Origin of the sequence: Rhizobium mulingense (assembly GCF_029194105.1) — a bacterium.
Taxonomy (GTDB): Bacteria; Pseudomonadota; Alphaproteobacteria; order Rhizobiales; family Rhizobiaceae; genus Rhizobium; species Rhizobium mulingense.
Genome location: NZ_JARFVE010000002.1, coordinates 718,369 through 738,679 on the forward strand (window position 1 = coordinate 718,369; position 20,311 = coordinate 738,679).

Genomic DNA, 20,311 nt, shown 5'->3' on the forward strand with positions numbered 1-20,311 from the left:
AATCGAACCACCGATAAGCGAACCACCCAAAACGAACTCAGGTGGTTTCCATGCATATTCGAGCTTACCTTCGCGCCAGCACCAAAGGCCAAGACGCCCACCGTGCGCGGGACGACCTCCTCGCGTTCGCTGAAGAACGTGGACTGAAAATCGCAGCCACCTACATCGAGAACGAGAGCGGGGCCTCACTAAAGCGCCCGGAGCTTTTCCGTCTTCTCCATGACTGCCACCCGGGCGATGTTCTCCTGATCGAACAGGTGGACCGCCTCAGCCGATTGAACGCTGAAGACTGGGAACTCCTGAAGACAGAGATACAGCGCCGTAGGGTGAAGGTCGTAGCGCTCGACCTGCCGACCTCTTGGATGATGGCCACCGCAGACAAGGACGCCATTCACAGCCGTATGATGGACGCCATCAATGGGATGATGCTCGACATGCTCGCTGCTATCGCCCGCAAGGATTACGAGGACCGCAGACGGCGACAGGCGCAAGGCATCGTAAAGGCCAAGGCCGATGGCCGCTACAAGGGCCGGCCTGAAGACGAGAAACGCAACGAGGGCATCATCAAGATGCTCGAAGCCGGAATGAGCTGGAACAGCATTGTGGCCGGAACGGGCTGCTCTCGGTCCACGCTGGCCCGCCTGGCAAAGCGTGTCTCGGGTGAGATCACGTCCTAATTCGCTGGCGTTCGTTTCTCTTACCCTGATTATGTTTGTTTTCGACTTCAGCCGTTCCTGAGATTTCGGGGGCGGCATTTTTGTTGATCGCCCCTCTAATTGGGTGGCAGTTCGAGACAGGATAGGTCCCTATCTGGTCAGGATCGGGGAAGCAGATGAATAGCGCGGGATAAATTGTGAAACGCGCCCTAGCCGCTCGCAGCACATGGTATACTTCGGGGGTTTCATCGCGAGTCGCCCATGACAGAAGCTCCAGCGCTTGGACCTCGCTTACCTCATATCGATGGCAGTACTGTCAGTGCGGTCTAGCAGAGGGCCGTGGGATTTGGATCAAGATACACTTGTGCTGACCGCTCCACGGCCCTTTTCTGACGCCATACGAGCATTGCCCGACTATGACCGCAAGCGGCTTGCGGAAGCCCTCTGTGCGAACGAGGCAGCGTTTCAACTGAACTATGGTCTCGATCCTGACGATATCCACGCTGAACCGAGCAACGTGGATCAGGTCGAGGGCTCGGAAGCCGCGCTGCCGAACCTCATCTTACAGAAAGAGATGATGATCAGCGTGGCAACGGGCGGTCAACGCATACAGGACGTCAACGATTACTACCGGGCGCGGCACGTGGACCTCAAATCTTCTGTGCCCGCGCTTGGTCTGTCGTACAGCAACCCTCATGATGATCTGTGGTCTTGGTACCACTATTGGCGGGCTCACCTGCCTCAATACGCCGACCGTCGCCAGTATGTCAGAGAACTGTTCGACCCTCTCATCGCTGCTGCGTCAAATCGAACGAGCATCGCTGTCGTCGAGCGAGAACCCACAGGATGGGAGCGGGTGGATAGAGCGCTTAGCAAGGCGCAAGCTCAACTCGCTGGAGCGACGAACGAGGAGGACTTCCAGACGGTGGGCATGCTCTGCAGAGAGGTGCTCATCTCGGTTGGACAGGCGGTCTACGATGGGAAGCGGCACGTGACGCTTGACGGCGTGAAGCCCAGTTCGACAGATGCGAAGAGGATGCTCGAAGCCTTCCTTCACAGCGTCTTTCCCGGGGACAGCTTCAAGGAGGTTCGTGGCCATGCGAGGGCTTCAGTGGACTTGGGCTTGAACTTGCACCACCGACGGACGGCAACTAGGCAGCTCGCTGAACTCTGCCTCGAAGCTACCGCGTCCACCTCGGCAGTCATGAAAATCTTGTCGCAGAACGCCCAGGCTATGTGACGATTTCGCGTCTTGGCGACAGCGTGTGGCGCGGCAATCCACCGTTTCGGCTACTTCTCCATCAACCGAAACCAATCTCGAACGGTAATCCGCAAGCGAAGCTCCTCGTCTTCGGCTAATGGGCAGCAGTGAGCGATGGGATTGCGGAGGGCATTTAGGCTGGCAATGACCTTCTCAAGGCCCTTCCGGCTGTTGAATAGCGAGCCAAATAGTGACCAATGAGAATTGATTATATCGTACAACTCGCCAAACGTTGTGTAGTCCAAGGCATCTTGAGAACGCCTGCTGACGCCAGCATCAAGCTCCTTCTGGACACGCTTGATAACCTCATCCTTGATAGCTTGCGGTATCTTTGAGCCGTTCCACCAGTCCTCACTCTGTGTCTCGGTTATTAGCGTGTCTCGAACCAATGCCCTAATTGAGCGTTCGAGCGAATAAAAAACCTCATAGTGGCGAGCCATCATAGCGCCTTCCGCCCGCACTGCTGCGTCGAGCTGAGGATAATAGTCGCTTTCCACCGTCTCGCTCTGCCCGCGAATGTGGCCCAGTTCGATGTTATATCGCCGTTCGATGGCGCTGATGTCCTCGGCAATCATCTGGTTTGTCATGCCGAAGGATTTGATTTTCTCCACCAGCGCCCTACTCACCATTCAGCAGATGCTCCCTCAAGCTGCGAAAGATCGCGTTGAACACGGCCTGATCTGATGTAGCCGGCAGGTTGAGATTGATGGTGTACGAGAGGTTTAGTCCGAGACTTTCTTGGTTGTTCGTGGGTGCTCGATACGTGGGCGTGGTAGGTGTGACCACCTCCTCGGGCATGGTATCGACCGTCTTTGACTTTGCATCGAAGTCAGCAAATGCCTTGAGGTTCTTGAATGTTGCGATGGTTAGCTCTGCCGTACGGCTAGCAGCAGAGGCACCAGTCGCTTGGCACACCAGTGACAGCAAGTCTTTGTCGTTGAGCGCGTAGCAATATTCGTTGATATCAAACAGCTCCCGATAGCCGATCCGAATTGCTTCTGCGATTGACGCGCCCGAAGTCTGGGTGTTGCGAAATCTCTTGTAGAGATCGGTCGGACTGGCGTCCGAGTTCACCAAACCGATCTTCTTGAGATAAGCGGCGATGCTGGCACCCGTCCCACCTTTGATGGCGAGCTTCGTTTGAATGAAGTCAGTTGTCACTCGATCTGGCGTCGCCGCATCACGTATGCGTTCAAGCGCGGTGCGTATTGAGCCCGGTGTAGGGAGATATGGAAGAGTGTCAGCCATCTAAGGTCCATTGATGAGGAGAGCCGAACGTTGAGATCACCACATTTATGGATTGAGTCGGGTTGAGTTTCAACGAGTCGCCGCAATCTGAAATACCTACCGATCCAAATCGATCCTAAAACCGGATCATTGGTCAGAATGGTTGGTCAGAATAAATATGAAAAAACGCTGTAATGCCTTGTTTTCAATTAATAAATCTATGGGTAATGAGGAATGGTGGAGCTAAGGGGGATCGAACCGCGAGAGACCTACAAAGGAACATAGCTACAGCCGCGAGCAAGTCGCTACTGAAGTCGATCTCTTCGGCAAGAGTGCGAGCGTGGCAGGGACCACCCGGGCCATAGCGAAACGACATGCAGGATAAAAAAAGGCCCGGCTGGCGGTAAAATGGCCCTGTCAAACTTGAGAAGGATACCGGGTTGGCTGATAGCGTCTTTTAGCCAAGTCGACCATTCCACACGTGGCGGCGCAGCTACCGCATTCTCGCGATCACAATCGAGATATTGTCTACACCGCCTTGATCAAGAGCTTCATTGAGCAAGTATTCGACACACTCTGATGGATCATTCTGTTTGCTTAGATGCTCCTCGAGCCTTTCTTCGGATATCATGTCCGTAAGCCCATCGCTGCACAAGAGGATAGTCTCGCCGTAACGAAGTGCTGGATGAGTGCGCACGTGCGGAAACACTTGGGTACGGGCTGACCTCCCTCCAAGGGACTGGGTTATTTGATGGCTTCTTTTTCTTATCTCGCCTTTGACGTCTGGAACATCATCGTGGCTCATCAAATTCAGCGTGCCAGATCTGTGTAAGTACGCGCGGCTGTCACCGACATTGAAACACATTACCCCCTCAGCGCGAATTGCGACGCCGACAAGCGTTGTCCCCATTCCGATAGTCTCGGGCCTTTTCAGCATGAAATCATAGAGCTCGTTGTTCGCCTCTCTAATCAGACGCTGCCACTCGAGTACGTCAAAAGGCGTCTCATGATTATGGATGAACTCAAGGGCCCGACTGCTTGCAATCTCTCCCCGGGCGTGACCTCCCATGCCGTCCGCAATCATTAGGAGGTGATCAGGGCCCTCTCGCAAAAATTCGATTTTCGCCTCGCGTCGCCCAGCCAGCATCTCACGGTTGACGCTAACTGCGTCTTCGTTGCGATCGCGAACTAAACCACGATGAGTTGCGGCCGAAATCTCAATGACTAAATTTTCAAACTGACCAGTCACTTCGGAAACCCTTCTTTGGGTTTCGGAGAAATTTTCATGATGCTTTGCTGCACGCGTCCGACAAATGACTCCACCAAATCAGTCCTCTGCAAAACATAACCAACGACATGGTTGAACGTTCTAACCTTGCCGATATTACCTAGCATCGGGCTGTTGCTTACGACTGCAAATTTATCATCGCAAACCACATGATAGAACGGAGTATGCTTGCCAATCTGCACAGTGAGATTCGAGTGTTCCCTACGAACTTGCTCCAATTCTATTTCGGCATTTGAAGGCTTCCCGGGCGACGTTTCGCTCAATGAGATTTGAACCTTGCACCCAGACTTAAGAATGTCTTTCAATTTCTTGAGGAACTGCGGGTTCACAATTGAACGATCTGCTGTTCGACTGGAGATCGCCAAGAACTTTGAGGACTGAGTCAGGGCAAGATCAAGAAACTCCGCCCTTTCGTAAGGAGCAATCGGACGAGCTGCAAATGAAGCAAGCTCCTCCACAGCCTGCGTGAGGCGCTGCCTTGCCTCGTTCAAGCCAGCACGTAAAATCGCGTGCTCGGGATGAGCAGACCCGCGCTCCGCGAGAACTTCGGCCGCCTGAAATTTGATCCTTGCCACTGAAACAGCCATCCTGCGCTCATCCAACTCTTCCGCATCAGGTAACATTCGATGAACGTCCGGACCTAGAAACTTCCTCAAGTCTGCCGCTGTTGCAGATTCATCAATAGCCTTCAAGAAACCCATTTTTTTTGGTCCGCCGCGCTCGGCGAATGTGTGCGAGATGGCTTCTTGACGAACATCGTCGACTACAAAATCAACTACGATCTCGGACGAGCGATTCTTTTTGTAAACTAGAGCAACGCCCTGACGGAAAAGACGAACTCGGCGAACGATCCTCTTCAATCGCAGAAGATCACGCCCAAATGCCGCTCGTCCTCCCGCCTGCTGCTCAAGTACCTTCAACACCTCTGGAATTGCAAGAGCCTGGACCTCAGGTCCCTCAGCCGGATACGCACGTATTTCGATTGTATGAAGCGGGTCCACTTGAGCGGGAACTAAAAGATCTGCCGTGACGATCCTGACCGGCTTTAGAAGTAAGCGATCATACAGGAATACGAGCATTTCGTCTTCAGGGGATGAAATTTTAGCCTTGGCTAGAATATCGGTCCCGCGCTCGGTCAGCATGAAAAATTGCTCGTCATCATCTAAAGGCGACACAAATTTATCTGTCTTAAGTTGCGTTAGGGTTCCGTCGACGACGGAGACATCCAAGCCGAGAAACCCCGCGATGTTTTTGGAGTCTTCGAAACCGACGTTTATCGCCTTCATTACGAATTCTTTTATCGGCGCGATATCTCGGTGAACCATCGTGATCGCATCAACAGTCAAGCGATAGAGTGGAAGCGCGACCGGTGAATAATCTATGAGGGTATATCCTGATTTGCGTTCGAAACGCCGTGCGACATCCTCGGCCCTCACTTCAGTTGCCTCCGCTCGCACTCATCAGTATGTCTCTCGATGAAATCAATCACTCTTCGGAACGGGTTTTTGCCATCCGCCGCCCTGCAGAAATCCTCGTCCCCGACTATGATCAAAGCGCTCCGACCTCGTGACAGTGCCACGTTTAGTCGGGGCTTCTCCCGCAGGAAGCCCAGGTGGCCGGACTCATTTGAACGGGTAACGCTATAAATACAGAACTCTGCTTCACTGCCTTGAAAGGCGTCGACACTGCTGCACGTGATTTCGATATTGGTCCATTCGTGCAGACGGTCCCGGATAACATCCTGCAGCGTTTTGACCTGAGCAATATATCCCGCGATAAGAGCGACGGTATAAACATCCTTTCTTTTCTTTGCGATGAAATTTATCCGTTCCAAGATGTCGCGGATAATTCGCGCCTCAGCATCGTTCTTAAAGCTTTTTCCGACTCGAGTTTCTGTCTTGTCAGCGATGTGGCTCGTCGACATCCACGTAACAGGCTTAGGAAAACTTCCGGTGAGGACGACATCGGGCTTTGTCTTAGGGCTTACCAGACCACCATCGTAAAATGCTTCACTTATCAAATCGCCTATCGGTTTAACCATTCGATGTTGATTAGCAAGCCGCGCAATAGATTGCTTGGGAAGGCGGCCTAAAAAGCGATCCAGTAGTGTTTCCCGAACCTCCTCTTCCTCGAACTCTTCCAGCTGAGTAACTGAATCGTCTTCAAAGAAGGGCGGTAGTTGCTCTGGATCGCCGACGAGAATCCACTTCCGGCTCCTGCTCATAGGCACGAGAAGTTCGGTCGCAGTCGCCTTCGACGCCTCATCGACGATGCAAAGGTCGTAAACGACATCCGACATGCCCTTTACGCCTGCCATCCCGACACACGTTCCAGCAACGACTTGAGCGGACGCTAGCATCGCCGCGTGGAAGTCTGAGGAACGTCCCACTCGTAGGACCCATTCCTCGTGTAGTTCCAAGAGATCACGGAACTGAGCAGAGCCATCGGTTTCGCCTAACAGCGCGTTTGACCATTCGCGAAGCTCATCTTCTAGTTCCTGTGAAGCCAACTCCTTGCCGAACTCACCAAGGTTGGAAAGCCGATTGCGCACCTCCTCGATCTCAGCGCGAACTCGGTCGCTGGCCACCCGCAGAGCCGTCGCAATTTGCTGAGCCTCTACCGAACTCTCGGTTAGTTCGGCCGACTCAGCCGAACCCGTCTCCGCCAGTTTCACTTCGGCTTGGTCATTCACTGTCTTCAACCGGCTATTTGCCTCGTTAAAGCGTTCCCTCAGGTCACCTTGGCGCTGTATTAGGAGGATAAGTCTCTCCGCGAGCATACCCACTTCTGTATTGATTCGATCAATGCCACGCTCGTCCGCCCACTGGGTCAGAAAATTGCTTGAGCTAGCAATCACCCCGTCAGCCCAAGCCTGAGCTTTTCGGTCGAGGATTAGGTCGCGGCTCGATATGCCAATCTTCTGGTCATCAACTCTGCCAATTCTTACGATGTTGATGGTCGATTGCCGGACGCGTAGGCGCTCAATGACGTTATCAAGTGCAACGTGGGTCTGAGCAGAAAGAAGTACGCGATGGTCGGGGTGGAGGGCTAAATACTGAACGAGTATTTCCTCTATGAGTCGGGTTTTGCCGGTCCCTGGTGGACCTTGGATCGCGAGAGCGTCCTTGACCCCCAGCGAGCGTTTAAGGATGTCAAGCTTCTCGGCGTCAAAGGGACCACCCTCTATACGCTTTGGCGGTTCGATCAATAGAGGCTCACGGCTCGTTGAAGGATCAGCGAGCAGCGCCCTCAATCTTGGGTTTGGAGATCTGTTGAAATTCACAGCGTCCAATGCGTACCGCTGGCGCTCTATTGCTTTCTCGGCAGCAACAGTATTCAGCTCGAGCGCGCCTTGCTTTGGCACCCTCGATGCATTGCCCGACGTCACTGATACGGTGATCTCTTCAAGATTGACATCAACGACATCGCAGAAGATGTGGCTACCACTAGGGAGCTTGATGACACGCGCCTGACCGACAACTTCAAACGGCGCAGGCAACTCGCTGACAAACACAACCTTGTTATCGTCAACTCGCCGGTCAATGTAATTTATCGCATTCTCGCGACGAGCCTCAAGGTCGGCCTTAGCTCTTAGAAAGGCATACCACAATCGAAATATTCGGTCCTGCTGGGCAGCGATTGCCCTATCTTTCTCCTCTGACTCAAATGCCTCAACGGCAAGCAGGAGTTCATCGATTACCTTTTCAGCGTCACGCGATGTTGAAGGAGGATCAAAGGTAAAACCGAACGCGGCCCTGAAGCTGGTTTCCCGACGCCGCTCCACTTCCGCCGGACGTACGGGCCAAGCCTTATCAAAAACCAGGACATCTCTATTCTTGTCATCGACAACACCCTCGAACACCCACGACACGGCGTAGATGCGAAGTCGTGTGGCTCCCCCTGGGAGCTCATCCACCATCCTTACACCAACACTAAGCTCGTTGAGCTCTTCAAGCATCTCCCGCTGGACTTGATCAATATCGTCATGCGAGAGAAGCCGTTTTAACTTTCGAGCAAGCACTGAGTCCAAGCGCACGTGGCATGCTTGGATAACCACGGCACTCCGCGCGAGTTGTGAAGACCACGCATCGATATCGGCCAACAAAGCGCTGGCTAAAGGAGGCCGTTCCGCCGGATCGTTCGAGAGCGCTGCCAAGAGAATCTCAGTGGGCACAAGGTCCGAGCTTAGCCCACGCAACGCAGTCTCCTGCGCCCCATAGTCAGCGGGGACGCAACCTGTGAGACAATAAACAGAAACGGCCACCCAAGAGAAACAATCTCTTGAGCAGCTATATTGTTGGGAATCATCCTCGGGCGGGGTGAAAGGAGCAGATCGGAACCCGTTGAACGTGAGCCCCAATGATGGTTTCTCGAATTGCTTGGCAATACCATAGTCTGAGATTTTCGGGATGCCATCCTTCGCAATCAAAATGTTCTGCGGCTTAATATCTCTATGGTTCCAGCCCCTACTTTGGGCAAAGCTAAGTGCCTCCAGCAATGGCCTACCGAATTTTTGATAATATTCGGCCCACTGGAGCCCGCCGGTCTTTGAAATAAATTCGCTTAGATTCGACTCCACCCACTCAAGAACAATATAATTACCATTAGCATCGACACCTGCATCGTATAGCTCAACAATATTTTGATGTTGAGACAAATCTGAAAGCGCAGAATACTCGCGATGAAAACTTTCCTTCCACCGAAGATCGGCTGACGATTCATTTTTCATTCGCTTTATAGCAACGAAACGGCTTTCTTTTATATCGAAAGCCTTCCTTACCGTCGACATGCCACCCTCGCGAAGAGGTTCGGACGTAAGGGCATATCTATTATCAACAAGTTCGGGTGGCGTAGGGGTCAATACGTTCGCGTCTGTCACAATTTTGAACTTCGCAGAATGATTCGCCAGGAATACTATGCAGAGAATATCTATCGTCTACAACTTTTGCTAGATCATAATTTTGAATGAGCCGATGCTTCACGCATAAAAGGTCTTTAATATACGATAGGTGGATAAAGTGGCCGGCCGCGGGCGTCTGCCTGAGAGTGGCGGCCCGGAACTACATGACCTCACGATGGACGATGCGGTGGCAGTTCGCACAGAGGCACTTTAGGTCTACCAAACGGGTGCGCGTGTTACCTTCCATTTTGGCAACTGCAACCGTGTCGTGGTGAACTTCGATACAGGCGTCACCATAAGGCCCAAGGCTTTTCGAGGGAATTAAACCGCAGCGCTCGCAGAAGAGGTGTCCGTGTTTCTCGATGAAGCGTCGCTTCTTCATTCGCGCGAGGCCCGGTGCGCGCTCACGGCGGAGGTGCTGGACGCGGACAAGCGAACCCTCGGCCCAAGACCGCTCATCATCGAACTCCGAGCGGGGCGATGACGTTTCCTCGTCCTTGGGGATGATTGGGTAACCCGCATCCTCGATGCTTTCGAAGCAAGGCGTCCCCATGCCCCCCGAGAAATCGCTCGGCATAGCGGGACGGCCGATCACCCCCGATAGAGCTATCCCGAAAACTGCCTTCGGTGGAAAACGCTCGCCCGTCGGCAAGAGTACGTCGTAGTCGGTTGAATCTTGGAAGCCGTGCTGCACACCGGACTTGAAGGCCTCAATCGCCTCGTCGATCATCCAAGGCTCGACACGCCTCAGCGTTTCCGCGGGGAGGCGTGAGGAACGAGTACGCACATCTGAATTGAGGAGCTTCACCAACTCTCCCGCTGATGCGCCCGAAACCCCAATACGGACACGCTTAGTGCTATTGCCGTGCCCCTTGGTCCCGATCGGGCGACCCATTGCCGCTCCGCGCTGGCCTATCAGTGTGACGAGTTCGTCAACCGGGAGGGTGAATTCCGCCGCGTCCAACAGTTGTCGGTCAAGTTCCGGCCAGTTCTGAGCAACGGTGCTGTCCAGCCAAACCCCGGAAAGTGTCGCATTGCCAGCCACAAGGCGCTCAAGGATCGTCCGGAGCGCCCGTCTGTAGTCAGGGTTTCGAAGGTTGGGCTTACCGAATGCTCCGCCGCGACTATGGACTGTGATGGCGTAGTCCTCCACCTCGACCTTAGCATTGAACGAGTTGCCATCAGCATCGAATATTGTTGTCAGCATGGAACGTGATTGGTTTGGAGAAACTGCATACGCAGCCCTAAGGCACCGTGGAAGCGACGCTGATAGCGGGGGAGTCGAGCTTCAAGATAAAGGCTGCGCGAGAGGTCTTTCGTCCACACTGTGAAGAGGTTGTGGCCGCCGGCCGCCGCCACCTCGAGCGCGCGCTTGGCGCTTTCCTGGCCCTTGATCTCGGCAAGGTCCGGCAGGTTGGCGGCATTGGCGCGGATCGACGCCTCCGGCCTCGACAGGACCTGGGTGCCGCGGAAATGATTGGCAAGGGCGATCAGGCTGCGCGGGGCGAGGATATTGACCTCGGCGCCGGCCCAGGCGGCTTCGGCGCCGCTTTCGGCCGGGCAGATCAGCCCCTTGCCGAACGCATTGGCGCCGATGGCGGCCGGCAGCGCGCCGGCGATGGCGGCGATCGTGCCGTCGAGGTTGAGCTCGCCGACGACGACATAATCCGACAGCGCATCGGCGGGAATGGCGCCGAGCGCGGCCATCAAAGCGAGCGCGATCGGCAGATCGAAATGACTTCCCTCTTTCGGCAGATCGGCCGGCGCCAGATTGACGGTCACCCGCTTGGCCGGCAGCGCCAGGCCGGAGGCGTGAAGGGCGGCCTGCACCCGCTCGCGGCTTTCGGCCACCGCCTTATCAGGCAGACCGACGATCTGCATGCCGATCTTGCCCGGCGCGATCATGACCTGGACCTCGACCGGCACGCCTTCTATGCCCTGGAATGCTACCGTACTGACACGCGCGACCATATGCCCATCCCCTGCCCGCCAACTCTTATACCGCCCGCAACCCTTCAGGGCCAGCGGTTGCAATCTGGCACGGAAGCCGGAATAAAACAAGAACGATCAAGGAACGTTTTCGGATACCAGTGGTGACAGGGGTTGTACCCGGTCACAGTAGGCGTCGGGCTGGAGCGCAGCCTCAGCCGCGCTTGCGCTCGATCGCATCCCAGAGCAAGGCGGCGATATCGGCGCCGCCGAACTTCCTGACCTCACGGATGCCGGTCGGCGAGGTGACGTTGATCTCGGTCATGTAATCGCCGATCACGTCGATGCCGACGAGCAGGAAGCCGCGTTCGCGCAACGCCGGGCCGATGCGTTCGCAGATTTCCTTTTCGCGCGGCGTCAGCTCGGTCGCCTCGGCGCGGCCGCCGACATGCATGTTGGAGCGGCTGTCATGCTCGGCCGGGACGCGGTTGATGGCGCCGGCGAATTCGCCGTCGACCAGGATGATGCGCTTGTCGCCCTTGCGCACGTCGGGCAGATATTGCTGGGCGATGAAGGGCTCCCGGAAAAGCTGGCCGAACATTTCCAGCAGTGAAGAGAGGTTGCGGTCGTCGCGGGTGGAATGAAAGACGCCGGCGCCGCCATTGCCGTAGAGCGGCTTCAGGATGATATCGCCCATCTCGTCGCGGAAGCGGCGGATTTCCGCCGGGTCCTTGGTGATCAGCGTCTTCGGCATCAGGTCGGCGAATTCGGTGACGAATATCTTCTCCGGCGAATTGCGCACCCAGGCCGGATCGTTGACGACGAGCGTCTTCGGGTGGATGCGCTCGAGCAGATGCGTCGAGGTGATATAGGCCATGTCGAAGGGCGGGTCCTGGCGCAGCAGCACGACATCCATGGTGGAGAGATCGACCCGTTCGGGTGCGCCGAGCTCAAAATGATCGCCCTTGACGTCGCGCAGCAGCATCGGCTCGACGCTGGCAAAGAGCTTGCCGTCGCGGAAACTCAGGCGTTCGGGGGTGTAATGAAAGAGCCGGTAGCCGCGCGCCTGGGCTTCCAGGCTCATGGCGAAGGTGGAGTCACCTGCGATATTGATGCCGGCGACATGATCCATCTGGACCGCTACATTGGTGATCTTGGCCATTTCCGTCCCTCGCTGAATGCCGGACAGATGTAGGTCGGCCCGGTATCAAACGCAACGGTCAATCAAGGCTTGCGGCCCCCACCGATGTTCAGGCAGCAATGCCCTGGTTGCCGTTGTTGCGCAGCAGGTTGCGTAGGCGATAGGCGATCGCCAAGGGCTTCGGGAAGGGCTTGCGCAGGAAGGCGACCTTGCGGACATAATTATCGACCCGCCAGCTTGCCCAGGTTCCGCCTGCGAAAAAGGCGACATCGCCGGCGCACAGGGTCCGTTCGGTGCCGTCCTCAGCGGTGATATGAACCTCGCCTTCGAGGATCATCACCGTCTCGTCCCAGCCGAAATACCAGCGGAATTCGCCTGATGTGCAGTCCCAGATCGCCGTCAGCGAGGCCTCGTCATGGCCGCGCGAATGTTCGGCGGTGCGCGCTTGCGGGTTGCCGCTGATGATCCAGTCGGGATTGATCGGCGTCGATTTCAGCGGCAGCCGGTCGCTTGCATGGGCGACGAAGGATTTGCCGGCCGGCTTCGCCACGGCATAAGGCACCGAACGCGCGGCCATGGCGACCGCACTTGCCAGCATCAGCTTCCAGGCCATGAAACAACCCCCAATTGTTACCCCAACAGGGATTGCGATAGCAGAGAGTCGTAAGAAGCTGGTTCAAACCGGCGCTAAAATTTTAACGATCCGGCAGCTCGGCGACGCGGGAATGACGAAAGCCCTTTGTTTTTATGCATGTCGTTGTCCCGGAACCGCTGCACACTTCCGGGCGACGTGCATCAAAACGCATCCTGAAAGTGGCGCGGCAACCGGCCGGGGGTGACCGCGACGATATCGTATCGCTGGGAAAGGCGGGCTCGATCCGCCTGGCGGGCGAGCCAGAGATCGCTTGCCGCCCGTATCCGCTTCTGCGCGGCGGCGGAGACGGCATCGACCGCCGCAGCCTCGCCGTGGCGGGCCTTGACCTCGACGAAGACGGCGAGATCGCCCTTGCGGGCGACGATATCGATCTCGCCGAGCCGGGTGCGGTGGCGTAGCGCCAGGATGCGATAGCCTTTCAGCATCAGGAAGACGGCGGCGACATATTCCGACATCAGGCCGCGGCGCAGCGCCTTTCTTCTGATGGCGGTTAGGTCGTTATCGCCCATCGGCGCCCTTCATTTCCAGCAGGCGCTGATAGAGCGCCTTGCGCGGCAGGCCGGTGAGACGGGCGGCCTCGGTGGCGGCCTTTGCCGTCGGCATCGTCTTCGACAGATCGGCCAGCACTGCCTCGACGTCGGCCTCCGGCGTTTCCACCGGCTGCGGCGGACCGATCACGAGAACGATCTCGCCCTTGACGTTGTCCACCTCCCGGTAATGGGCGGCGAGTTCGGCCAGCGTGCTGCGGCGGAACTCCTCATAGGTCTTGGTCAGCTCGCGGCAGACGGAGGCCGGCCGCGTGGCGCCCAGCACATCGGCGGCAGCGAGGAGCGTGGCGCCGATGCGATGGGGCGATTCAAAGAAGATCAGTGTCGCGGGGGCGGTGGCGAATTCACCGAGACGGTCTCGGCGGGCCTTGTCCTTGGCCGGCAGAAAACCGGCGAAGAGGAAGGCGTCGTTCGGCAGGCCGGAGCCGACAAGGGCAGCGAGCGGCGCCGAGGCGCCGGGGATGGGGACGACACGGTAGCCCGCCGCAATCGCCTGCTGCGCCAGCCGATAGCCGGGATCGGAGACGAGCGGCGTGCCGGCATCGGAAACCAGCGCCACCGAGCGGCCCGCCTCCAGCGCCTGCAGCAGCCGCGGCCCGGCCTCGTCGGCATTATGTTCATGATAGGCGAAGGGGCGGTTCTGGATGCCGTAGCGATCGAGCAGGACGCGGGTGACGCGCGTATCCTCGCAGGCGAGCACGTCGGCACCGGCCAGCGTTTCCAATGCGCGCAGCGTGATGTCGCCGAGATTGCCGATCGGGGTCGCCACCAGATACAGCGCCGGCTCCAGCGGCCGCGCCGGCACCGCCATATTGTGCAGGCGGAAGCTTTTCCGGCTGGCGGTTTCCGCTGTCGTTTCCTCATTCATGCCGTTTGCTTTCGTCCCGCCGGCGCCTTGCCGGTTCATCGGCCTTTATGGGCGAGCCGCACCGCTTCGGCAAGGGTTCGGATTTCTGTGAGGATTGCTTCGGAAAACCTGAAATGCGGGCCTCCCACCGCCCATGCCTCTTGCAAAGCGATGCTGAAGTCTGCCATTTTGCCCGTCCACTCCCCCGGTGTCAGGCCGGGACAGCATTCTTCGGGTGCTCGATGCGCCCGGACAGTCACGGTCGAAAGCGGTAGCATCCCATGCGTATTACTATTGAGCGGTCAAACCTGTTGAAATCGCTGAACCACGTCCACCGCGTGGTCGAACGTCGCAATACGATCCCGATCCTGTCCAACGTACTGCTCAAGGCCGACGGCCAGAACCTTGACATGAAGGCGACCGACCTCGACCTCGAGATCACCGAGGCGACACCTGCCAGCGTCGAGCAGGCCGGCGCCACCACCGTTCCCGCCCACCTTCTCTACGATATCGTGCGCAAGCTTTCCGACGGCTCGGAAGTGCTGCTGGCGACCAGCCCCGACGGCGGCTCGATGACCGTGCAGTCCGGCCGCTCGAAATTCTCGCTGCAGTGCCTGCCGGAATCCGATTTCCCGGATCTGACCGCCGGCACCTTCACCCATTCCTTCAAGCTGAAAGCGACCGATCTGAAGATGCTGATCGACCGCACCCAGTTTGCGATCTCGACGGAGGAGACACGGTATTACCTGAACGGCATCTTCTTCCACACGATCGAGAGCAAGGGCGAGCTGAAGCTCAGGGCGGTCGCGACTGACGGCCACCGGCTGGCCCGCGCCGATGTCGACGCGCCCTCCGGTTCCGAGGGCATGCCGGGCATCATCATTCCGCGCAAGACCGTCGGCGAACTGCAGAAGCTGGTCGACAATCCGGAAGCGATCGTCACGGTCGAAGTTTCCGACGCCAAGATCCGCATGACCATCGGCTCGATCGTGCTGACCTCGAAGCTGATCGACGGCACCTTCCCTGACTATCAGCGCGTCATCCCGACCGGCAACGACAAGGAAATGCGCGTCGACTGCACGAGCTTCGCCCAAGCCGTCGACCGCGTCTCGACCATCTCTTCCGAGCGCGGCCGCGCCGTGAAGCTGGCGCTGTCCGAGGGACAGCTGATGCTCACCGTCAACAATCCCGATTCCGGCAGCGCCACGGAAGAAGTCGCCGTCGGCTACGATACGGATGCGATGGAAATCGGCTTCAATGCCAAGTATCTGCTCGACATCACCGCGCAGCTTTCCGGCGAGGAAGCGATCTTCCTGCTAGCCGATGCCGGCTCGCCGACGCTGATCCGCGACACCGCCGGTGATGACGCGCTCTACGTCTTGATGCCGATGCGCGTCTGACGGGAACGAAGGCCGCCTGCCATTGTTTTCCTCCTGTCAAAACGGGAGGATCTCCTCATGAAAAAGACCGGGACTGTGCGCATCGGCTTATCCGGCTGGACCTATGCTCCCTGGCGCGGCCAATTCTATCCCAAGGGTCTGCCGCAGAAGCACGAGCTTTCCTACGCCGCCCGGCACTTCCGTTCGATCGAGATCAACGGCACCTTCTACGGATTGCAGCGGCCTGAAAGCTTCGGCCGCTGGCGGGACGAAACGCCCGAGGATTTCGTCTTCGCCGTCAAGGGCTCGCGCTTCATCACTCATATGAAGCGATTGCAGGAGATCGAGACACCGCTTGCCAATTTCTTCGCCTCCGGCCTGCTGCGGCTCGGCCCCAAGCTTGGGCCTATCCTCTGGCAGTTTCCGCCGAACATGGCCTTCGACCCTGCGCTTTTCGAAACCTTCCTGTCGCTGCTACCGCATGACTCCGACGCGGCGATCACGCTTGCGAAACGCCATGACGGCCGTCTCAAAGGGCGCGCCTGGCTTAAAAGTGACGCCGATCAGCCGATCCGCCATGCGTTCGAGATCCGCCATGACAGCTTCCGCTCGCCAGCCTTCATCGAGATGCTGAGGCGTCACAACGTCGCGCTTGTCTGCGCCGACACGGTGGAATGGCCGCTGTTGATGGACATCACCGCCGACTTCCTCTATTGCCGCCTGCATGGTTCCGAGCAACTCTATGTCAGCGGCTATGAGGATGAAGCGCTCGATCTGTGGGCGGAGCGTGTCCGCGTCTGGGCACGGGGCGGAGAACCTGAGAATGCGACGCGGGTGCTTGCGTCCCTGCCGTCGCGCAAGAAGGGCCGCGACGTCTATCTCTATTTCGACAATACCGACAAGAAGCTGCGCGCGCCCGTCGACGCCGCTCACCTCAGCGAAAGGCTTGCCGATCTCATGCCTCGTTCAGACCGAAAGGCGGCATGAGCTGTTGATGCCGATGTCCTCGTTGCGAAAATCCTTGTCGCGGGAGCGACAAGCAGCATATTAACACAGTCGATCAACGTGCGGATGGGTGGAGAATGCGTTTAAGGGTCAAGGTGAAGGAACATTTCGGGAAGAAATTCGATGAGGAAATCCGCTTCTTCCGCGGCATGATGCAGGGGCCGAAGACGGTGGGCTCGATCGTGCCGACCTCGTCGATCACCGCCAAGCGCATGGCCAGCGTCATCGGTATGCATTCGGGGCTGCCGGTCCTCGAACTCGGCCCCGGCACGGGCGCCATCACCAAAGCGATCCTTGGCCGCGGCGTGAAGCCGGACAATCTGGTGGCGATCGAATATTCGACGGACTTCCACCAGCATCTGCTGCGAACCTATCCCGGCGTGCACTTCATCAACGGCGACGCCTTCGATCTCCAGACGACGCTTGGCGCCTTTGCCGACCGGACCTTTGATTGCGTCATCTCCTGCATTCCGCTTTTGAACTTCCCGATGGCAATGCGCGTCGCGCTGCTGGAAAGCCTGCTCGACCGCCTGCCGGCCGGCCGGCCGGTGGTGCAGATCTCCTATGGCGCGATCTCGCCGATCGCCGCCAATCCAGATCGCTACCATATTCAGCATTTCGACTTCGTCATGCGCAACATTCCGCCGGCGCAGCTCTGGATCTACAGACGCGGCTGAGATGTTCGGGATCTATATCACCCACCCGCAAGTCAGGATCGATGCCAATGTGCCGGTGCCGAAATGGGGGCTTTCCGATGTCGGCGCGGCGCGTGCCCGAAAGGCGGCCGAGAGCGGCTGGGCGAGGCAATTGCGGCGCATCATCTCCAGCGACGAGACCAAGGCGATCGAGACGGCCGAAATCCTGGCGGAAGCCTCCAACCTGACGATCGAGATCGTCCACGGCATGCATGAGAACGACCGTTCGGCCACCGGCTTCCTGCCGCCGCCGCAATTCGAAGAAGCGGCCAACTGGTTCTTCGCCCATCCGGAAGAAAGCTTCAAGGGCTGGGAGCGCGCCGTCGACGCGCAGGCCCGCATCGTCGAGGCGGTCGACGCCGTTCTCGCCGCCCATGATGCGACAGCGCCGATCGCCTTCGTCGGCCATGGCGGCGTCGGCACGCTGCTCAAATGCCATCTGGCCGGCGGACCGATTTCCCGCGACCGCGACCAGCCGGGCGGCGGCGGCAATCTCTATGCTTTCAGCCTTGCGGATCGCCGCTTATCATGCCACTGGACACCCATCGAAGACTGGCGGGGGGTGAGTTGAAATGGACGCACGCGAGCGGTTGATCGTCGGCCTGGATGTTCCAACGATCGGCGAGGCGGAAAAACTGGTTTCCACGCTCGGCGACGACATTCTCTTCTACAAGATCGGCTATCAGCTGGTTTTTGCCGGCGGCCTCGAATTCGCCCGTGACCTTGCCGCAAGCGGCAAGAAGATCTTTCTCGACATGAAGCTGCTCGACATCGACAACACTGTCGCCTCGGGCGTCGAAAACATCGCCAGGATGGGCATGTCGATGCTGACGCTGCATGCTTATCCCAAAGCGATGCGGGCGGCGGTGGAGGCTGCGACCGGCTCCGGCCTCTGCCTGCTCGGGGTGACGGTGCTGACGTCGATGGATGCCGAGGATCTTGCCGAGGCCGGCTACAGCCAGGATCCGCACAGCCTGGTGCTGCGCCGCGCCGAACAGGCGCGCGCCGCCGGCATGGGCGGCATCGTCTGTTCGGCGGCGGAAGCGGCCGAAGTGCGCGAGATCGTCGGACCCGACATGGCGATCGTCACCCCCGGCATTCGCCCGACCGGCAGCGACCATGGCGACCAGAAGCGGGTGATGACGCCTTTCGACGCGCTGAAGGCGGGGGCGACGCACCTCGTCGTTGCCCGGCCGATCGTCAAGGCGCCCGATCCCCGGCATGCCGCTCGCGCCGTGCTCAACGAAATGGTTGCTGCGCGCTGGCCGGCAAACCGCTGACAGACACCAACGCAAAAGGGAGAGGATCATGGCAAAGGGATATTGGATTGCCCGCGTCGACGTTCGCGATGCCGAGCGCTACAAGGATTATGTGGCGGCGGCCAAACCCGCCTTCGAAAAATACAGCGCCAATTTCCTGGCGCGCGGCGGCGCGATCACGGAGCTCGAAGGCAAGGCGCGCGCTCGCAACGTCGTGATCGAATTCCCCTCGATGCAGCATGCCGTCGACTGCTATAATTCGCCGGAATACCAGATCGCCGCCAAAATCCGCCAGGAAGCGGCCGATGCGGAAATGGTCGTCGTCGAAGGCGTCTGAACGACTTCGCACCCGCAAAACTCACGGGCGGGATGGGCCTTCCCGTCGCGCCGGGATTGGGCTAAGACGGGTGCCGATACCGCATCCCGCACAGCCTTTCGAGGAGCCTGCCATGACCCTTGCCAACCTGCCCCCGCTCGTCACTGTGTTCGGAGGGTCCGGCTTCGTGGGCAGGCACGTGGTTCGGGCGCTCGCCAAGCGCGGTTATCGCATCCGTGTTGCCGTGCGCCGTCCTGATCTCGCCGGCTTCCTGCAGCCGCTCGGCAATGTCGGCCAGATTTCCCTAGTGCAGGCGAACCTGCGTTATCGCAACTCGATCGATCGCGCTGTCGACGGTGCCAGTCACGTCGTCAACTGCGTCGGCATTCTGCAGGAGACCGGCCGCAACACCTTCGATGCCGTGCAGGAATTCGGCGCCCGCGCGGTCGCCGAGGCGGCGCGCAATGCCGGCGCGACGCTTGCCCATATTTCGGCGATCGGCGCCAACGCCAATTCCGATTCGGACTATGGCCGCACCAAGGGCCGCGCCGAAACCGCCATCCTTTCCATCAAACCGGATGCGGTGATCTTCCGCCCGTCGATCGTCTTCGGGCCGGAAGACAGCTTCTTCAACAAATTTGCCGATATGGCGCGCATGTCGCCGGTCCTGCCGCTGGTCGGCGGCGGCAAGACGAAATTCCAACCGGTCTATGTCGAGGATGTCGCCGAGGCCGTCGCCCGCGCCGTCGACGGCAAGGTCGCCGCCGGCAAGGTCTATGAACTGGGCGGGCCCGAGGTGCTGAGCTTCCGCGAATGTCTCGAGACGATGCTGAAGGTGACGTGCCGCAAGAACCGGTTGGTGTCCCTGCCCTTCGGCATCGCGTCGATGATCGGCAGCATCGCCTCGCTGATCCCGTTCGTGACGCCGCCGATCACCCCGGACCAGGTGCGTCTGCTCAAGCGCGACAACATCGTTTCCGCAGAAGCCGAAGCGGAAGGCCGCACGCTGAAGGGTCTCGGCATTGCGCCAACCATGGCCGCATCGGTGCTCGAATCCTACCTGGTGCAGTATCGTCCGCACGGCCAATACACCGGCTCCGGCAAGGCTGCCTGAACAACTCTTTGCCTTCGACACAGCGCCGTTCGCGCATAGCGCGGACGGCGTTTTGCGTATTCGCCGGAAGCAAAGCCGGCGCAAGTTTCAA

At 58.4% G+C, this 20,311-nt stretch carries 19 protein-coding genes and 1 pseudogene; 9 read left to right on the forward strand and 11 right to left on the reverse strand.

Translation table 11 applies throughout. The features are described 5' to 3' along the window. Window positions 1-50 precede the first annotated feature (50 nt). Both PYR71_RS03645 and PYR71_RS03650 read left to right on the forward strand, forming a co-directional pair. Window positions 51-677 (forward strand): recombinase family protein, encoded by a 627-nt coding sequence (locus PYR71_RS03645; protein WP_275618254.1) that lies wholly within the window; start codon window positions 51-53, stop codon window positions 675-677. A gap of 385 nt (window positions 678-1,062) precedes the next feature. Further along, on the forward strand, window positions 1,063-1,896 hold the full coding sequence (locus tag PYR71_RS03650; RefSeq protein ID WP_275618255.1) for a hypothetical protein: 834 nt from the start codon (window positions 1,063-1,065) through the stop codon (window positions 1,894-1,896). Window positions 1,897-1,946: 50 nt separating this feature from the next. Here PYR71_RS03650 and PYR71_RS03655 read toward each other — a convergent pair whose 3' ends face one another. The 11 genes and pseudogenes from PYR71_RS03655 to rsmI all read right to left on the reverse strand — a co-directional run bounded on the left by PYR71_RS03655 (window position 1,947) and on the right by rsmI (window position 14,473). Further along, complete coding sequence (locus tag PYR71_RS03655) at window positions 1,947-2,546, reverse strand: Swt1 family HEPN domain-containing protein (RefSeq protein ID WP_222037236.1); 600 nt, start codon at window positions 2,544-2,546, stop codon at window positions 1,947-1,949. After that, window positions 2,536-3,165 (reverse strand): DUF5343 domain-containing protein, encoded by a 630-nt coding sequence (locus PYR71_RS03660; protein WP_222037235.1) that lies wholly within the window; start codon window positions 3,163-3,165, stop codon window positions 2,536-2,538. Before PYR71_RS03660 ends, PYR71_RS03655 begins: the two co-directional genes overlap by 11 nt. Before the next feature lie 472 nt (window positions 3,166-3,637). Further along, the gene (locus PYR71_RS03665) at window positions 3,638-4,393 is read right to left on the reverse strand and encodes a PP2C family protein-serine/threonine phosphatase (protein WP_275618256.1); all 756 of its coding nucleotides are present in this window, start codon (window positions 4,391-4,393) and stop codon (window positions 3,638-3,640) included. Then, window positions 4,390-5,868 carry a hypothetical protein gene (locus PYR71_RS03670; RefSeq protein ID WP_275618257.1) on the reverse strand — a complete coding sequence of 493 codons (1,479 nt, stop codon included), beginning with the start codon at window positions 5,866-5,868 and terminating at the stop codon, window positions 4,390-4,392. Before PYR71_RS03670 ends, PYR71_RS03665 begins: the two co-directional genes overlap by 4 nt. Then, window positions 5,865-9,311 carry a serine/threonine-protein kinase gene (locus tag PYR71_RS03675; RefSeq protein WP_275618258.1) on the reverse strand — a complete coding sequence of 1,149 codons (3,447 nt, stop codon included), beginning with the start codon at window positions 9,309-9,311 and terminating at the stop codon, window positions 5,865-5,867. The genes PYR71_RS03670 and PYR71_RS03675 overlap by 4 nt, the downstream gene beginning before the upstream one ends. 181 nt (window positions 9,312-9,492) lie before the next feature. Continuing rightward, window positions 9,493-10,539 (reverse strand): HNH endonuclease, encoded by a 1,047-nt coding sequence (locus tag PYR71_RS03680; protein WP_275618259.1) that lies wholly within the window; start codon window positions 10,537-10,539, stop codon window positions 9,493-9,495. Window positions 10,540-10,607: 68 nt separating this feature from the next. After that, a pseudogene (locus tag PYR71_RS03685) lies at window positions 10,608-11,303 on the reverse strand (magnesium chelatase domain-containing protein); the annotation flags it as partial. Window positions 11,304-11,475: 172 nt separating this feature from the next. Then, window positions 11,476-12,423, reverse strand: a complete 948-nt coding sequence (gene gshB / locus PYR71_RS03690) for a glutathione synthase (RefSeq protein ID WP_275618260.1) — start codon at window positions 12,421-12,423, stop codon at window positions 11,476-11,478. An 88-nt stretch (window positions 12,424-12,511) separates the two neighbouring features. After that, complete coding sequence (locus tag PYR71_RS03695; protein ID WP_275618261.1) at window positions 12,512-13,015, reverse strand: cupin domain-containing protein; 504 nt, start codon at window positions 13,013-13,015, stop codon at window positions 12,512-12,514. A 182-nt stretch (window positions 13,016-13,197) separates the two neighbouring features. Further along, on the reverse strand, window positions 13,198-13,566 hold the full coding sequence (locus PYR71_RS03700; protein WP_275618262.1) for a YraN family protein: 369 nt from the start codon (window positions 13,564-13,566) through the stop codon (window positions 13,198-13,200). Then, complete coding sequence (gene rsmI, locus PYR71_RS03705; protein WP_275618263.1) at window positions 13,556-14,473, reverse strand: 16S rRNA (cytidine(1402)-2'-O)-methyltransferase; 918 nt, start codon at window positions 14,471-14,473, stop codon at window positions 13,556-13,558. Before rsmI ends, PYR71_RS03700 begins: the two co-directional genes overlap by 11 nt. A gap of 260 nt (window positions 14,474-14,733) precedes the next feature. Here rsmI and dnaN point away from each other — a divergent pair, with 260 nt between their 5' ends. The 7 genes from dnaN (at window position 14,734) to PYR71_RS03740 (ending at window position 20,220) form a co-directional block, all read left to right on the forward strand. Continuing rightward, window positions 14,734-15,852 (forward strand): DNA polymerase III subunit beta, encoded by a 1,119-nt coding sequence (gene dnaN, locus PYR71_RS03710; protein WP_275618264.1) that lies wholly within the window; start codon window positions 14,734-14,736, stop codon window positions 15,850-15,852. Between the two features lie 57 nt (window positions 15,853-15,909). After that, window positions 15,910-16,818 (forward strand): DUF72 domain-containing protein, encoded by a 909-nt coding sequence (locus tag PYR71_RS03715; protein ID WP_275618265.1) that lies wholly within the window; start codon window positions 15,910-15,912, stop codon window positions 16,816-16,818. A gap of 95 nt (window positions 16,819-16,913) precedes the next feature. Further along, window positions 16,914-17,513 (forward strand): phospholipid N-methyltransferase PmtA, encoded by a 600-nt coding sequence (gene pmtA / locus PYR71_RS03720; protein WP_275618266.1) that lies wholly within the window; start codon window positions 16,914-16,916, stop codon window positions 17,511-17,513. A 1-nt stretch (window position 17,514) separates the two neighbouring features. Continuing rightward, on the forward strand, window positions 17,515-18,102 hold the full coding sequence (locus PYR71_RS03725; protein ID WP_275618267.1) for a histidine phosphatase family protein: 588 nt from the start codon (window positions 17,515-17,517) through the stop codon (window positions 18,100-18,102). A gap of 1 nt (window position 18,103) precedes the next feature. Next, window positions 18,104-18,811 (forward strand): orotidine-5'-phosphate decarboxylase, encoded by a 708-nt coding sequence (pyrF, locus tag PYR71_RS03730; RefSeq protein WP_275618268.1) that lies wholly within the window; start codon window positions 18,104-18,106, stop codon window positions 18,809-18,811. A 28-nt stretch (window positions 18,812-18,839) separates the two neighbouring features. Beyond that, window positions 18,840-19,127, forward strand: coding sequence for a DUF1330 domain-containing protein (locus tag PYR71_RS03735; RefSeq protein ID WP_275618269.1), 288 nt, complete (start codon window positions 18,840-18,842; stop codon window positions 19,125-19,127). Between the two features lie 112 nt (window positions 19,128-19,239). After that, a complete protein-coding gene (locus PYR71_RS03740; RefSeq protein ID WP_275618270.1) occupies window positions 19,240-20,220 on the forward strand; it encodes a complex I NDUFA9 subunit family protein in 981 nt (326 codons plus the stop codon). The last annotated feature ends 91 nt before the right edge of the window (window positions 20,221-20,311 follow it).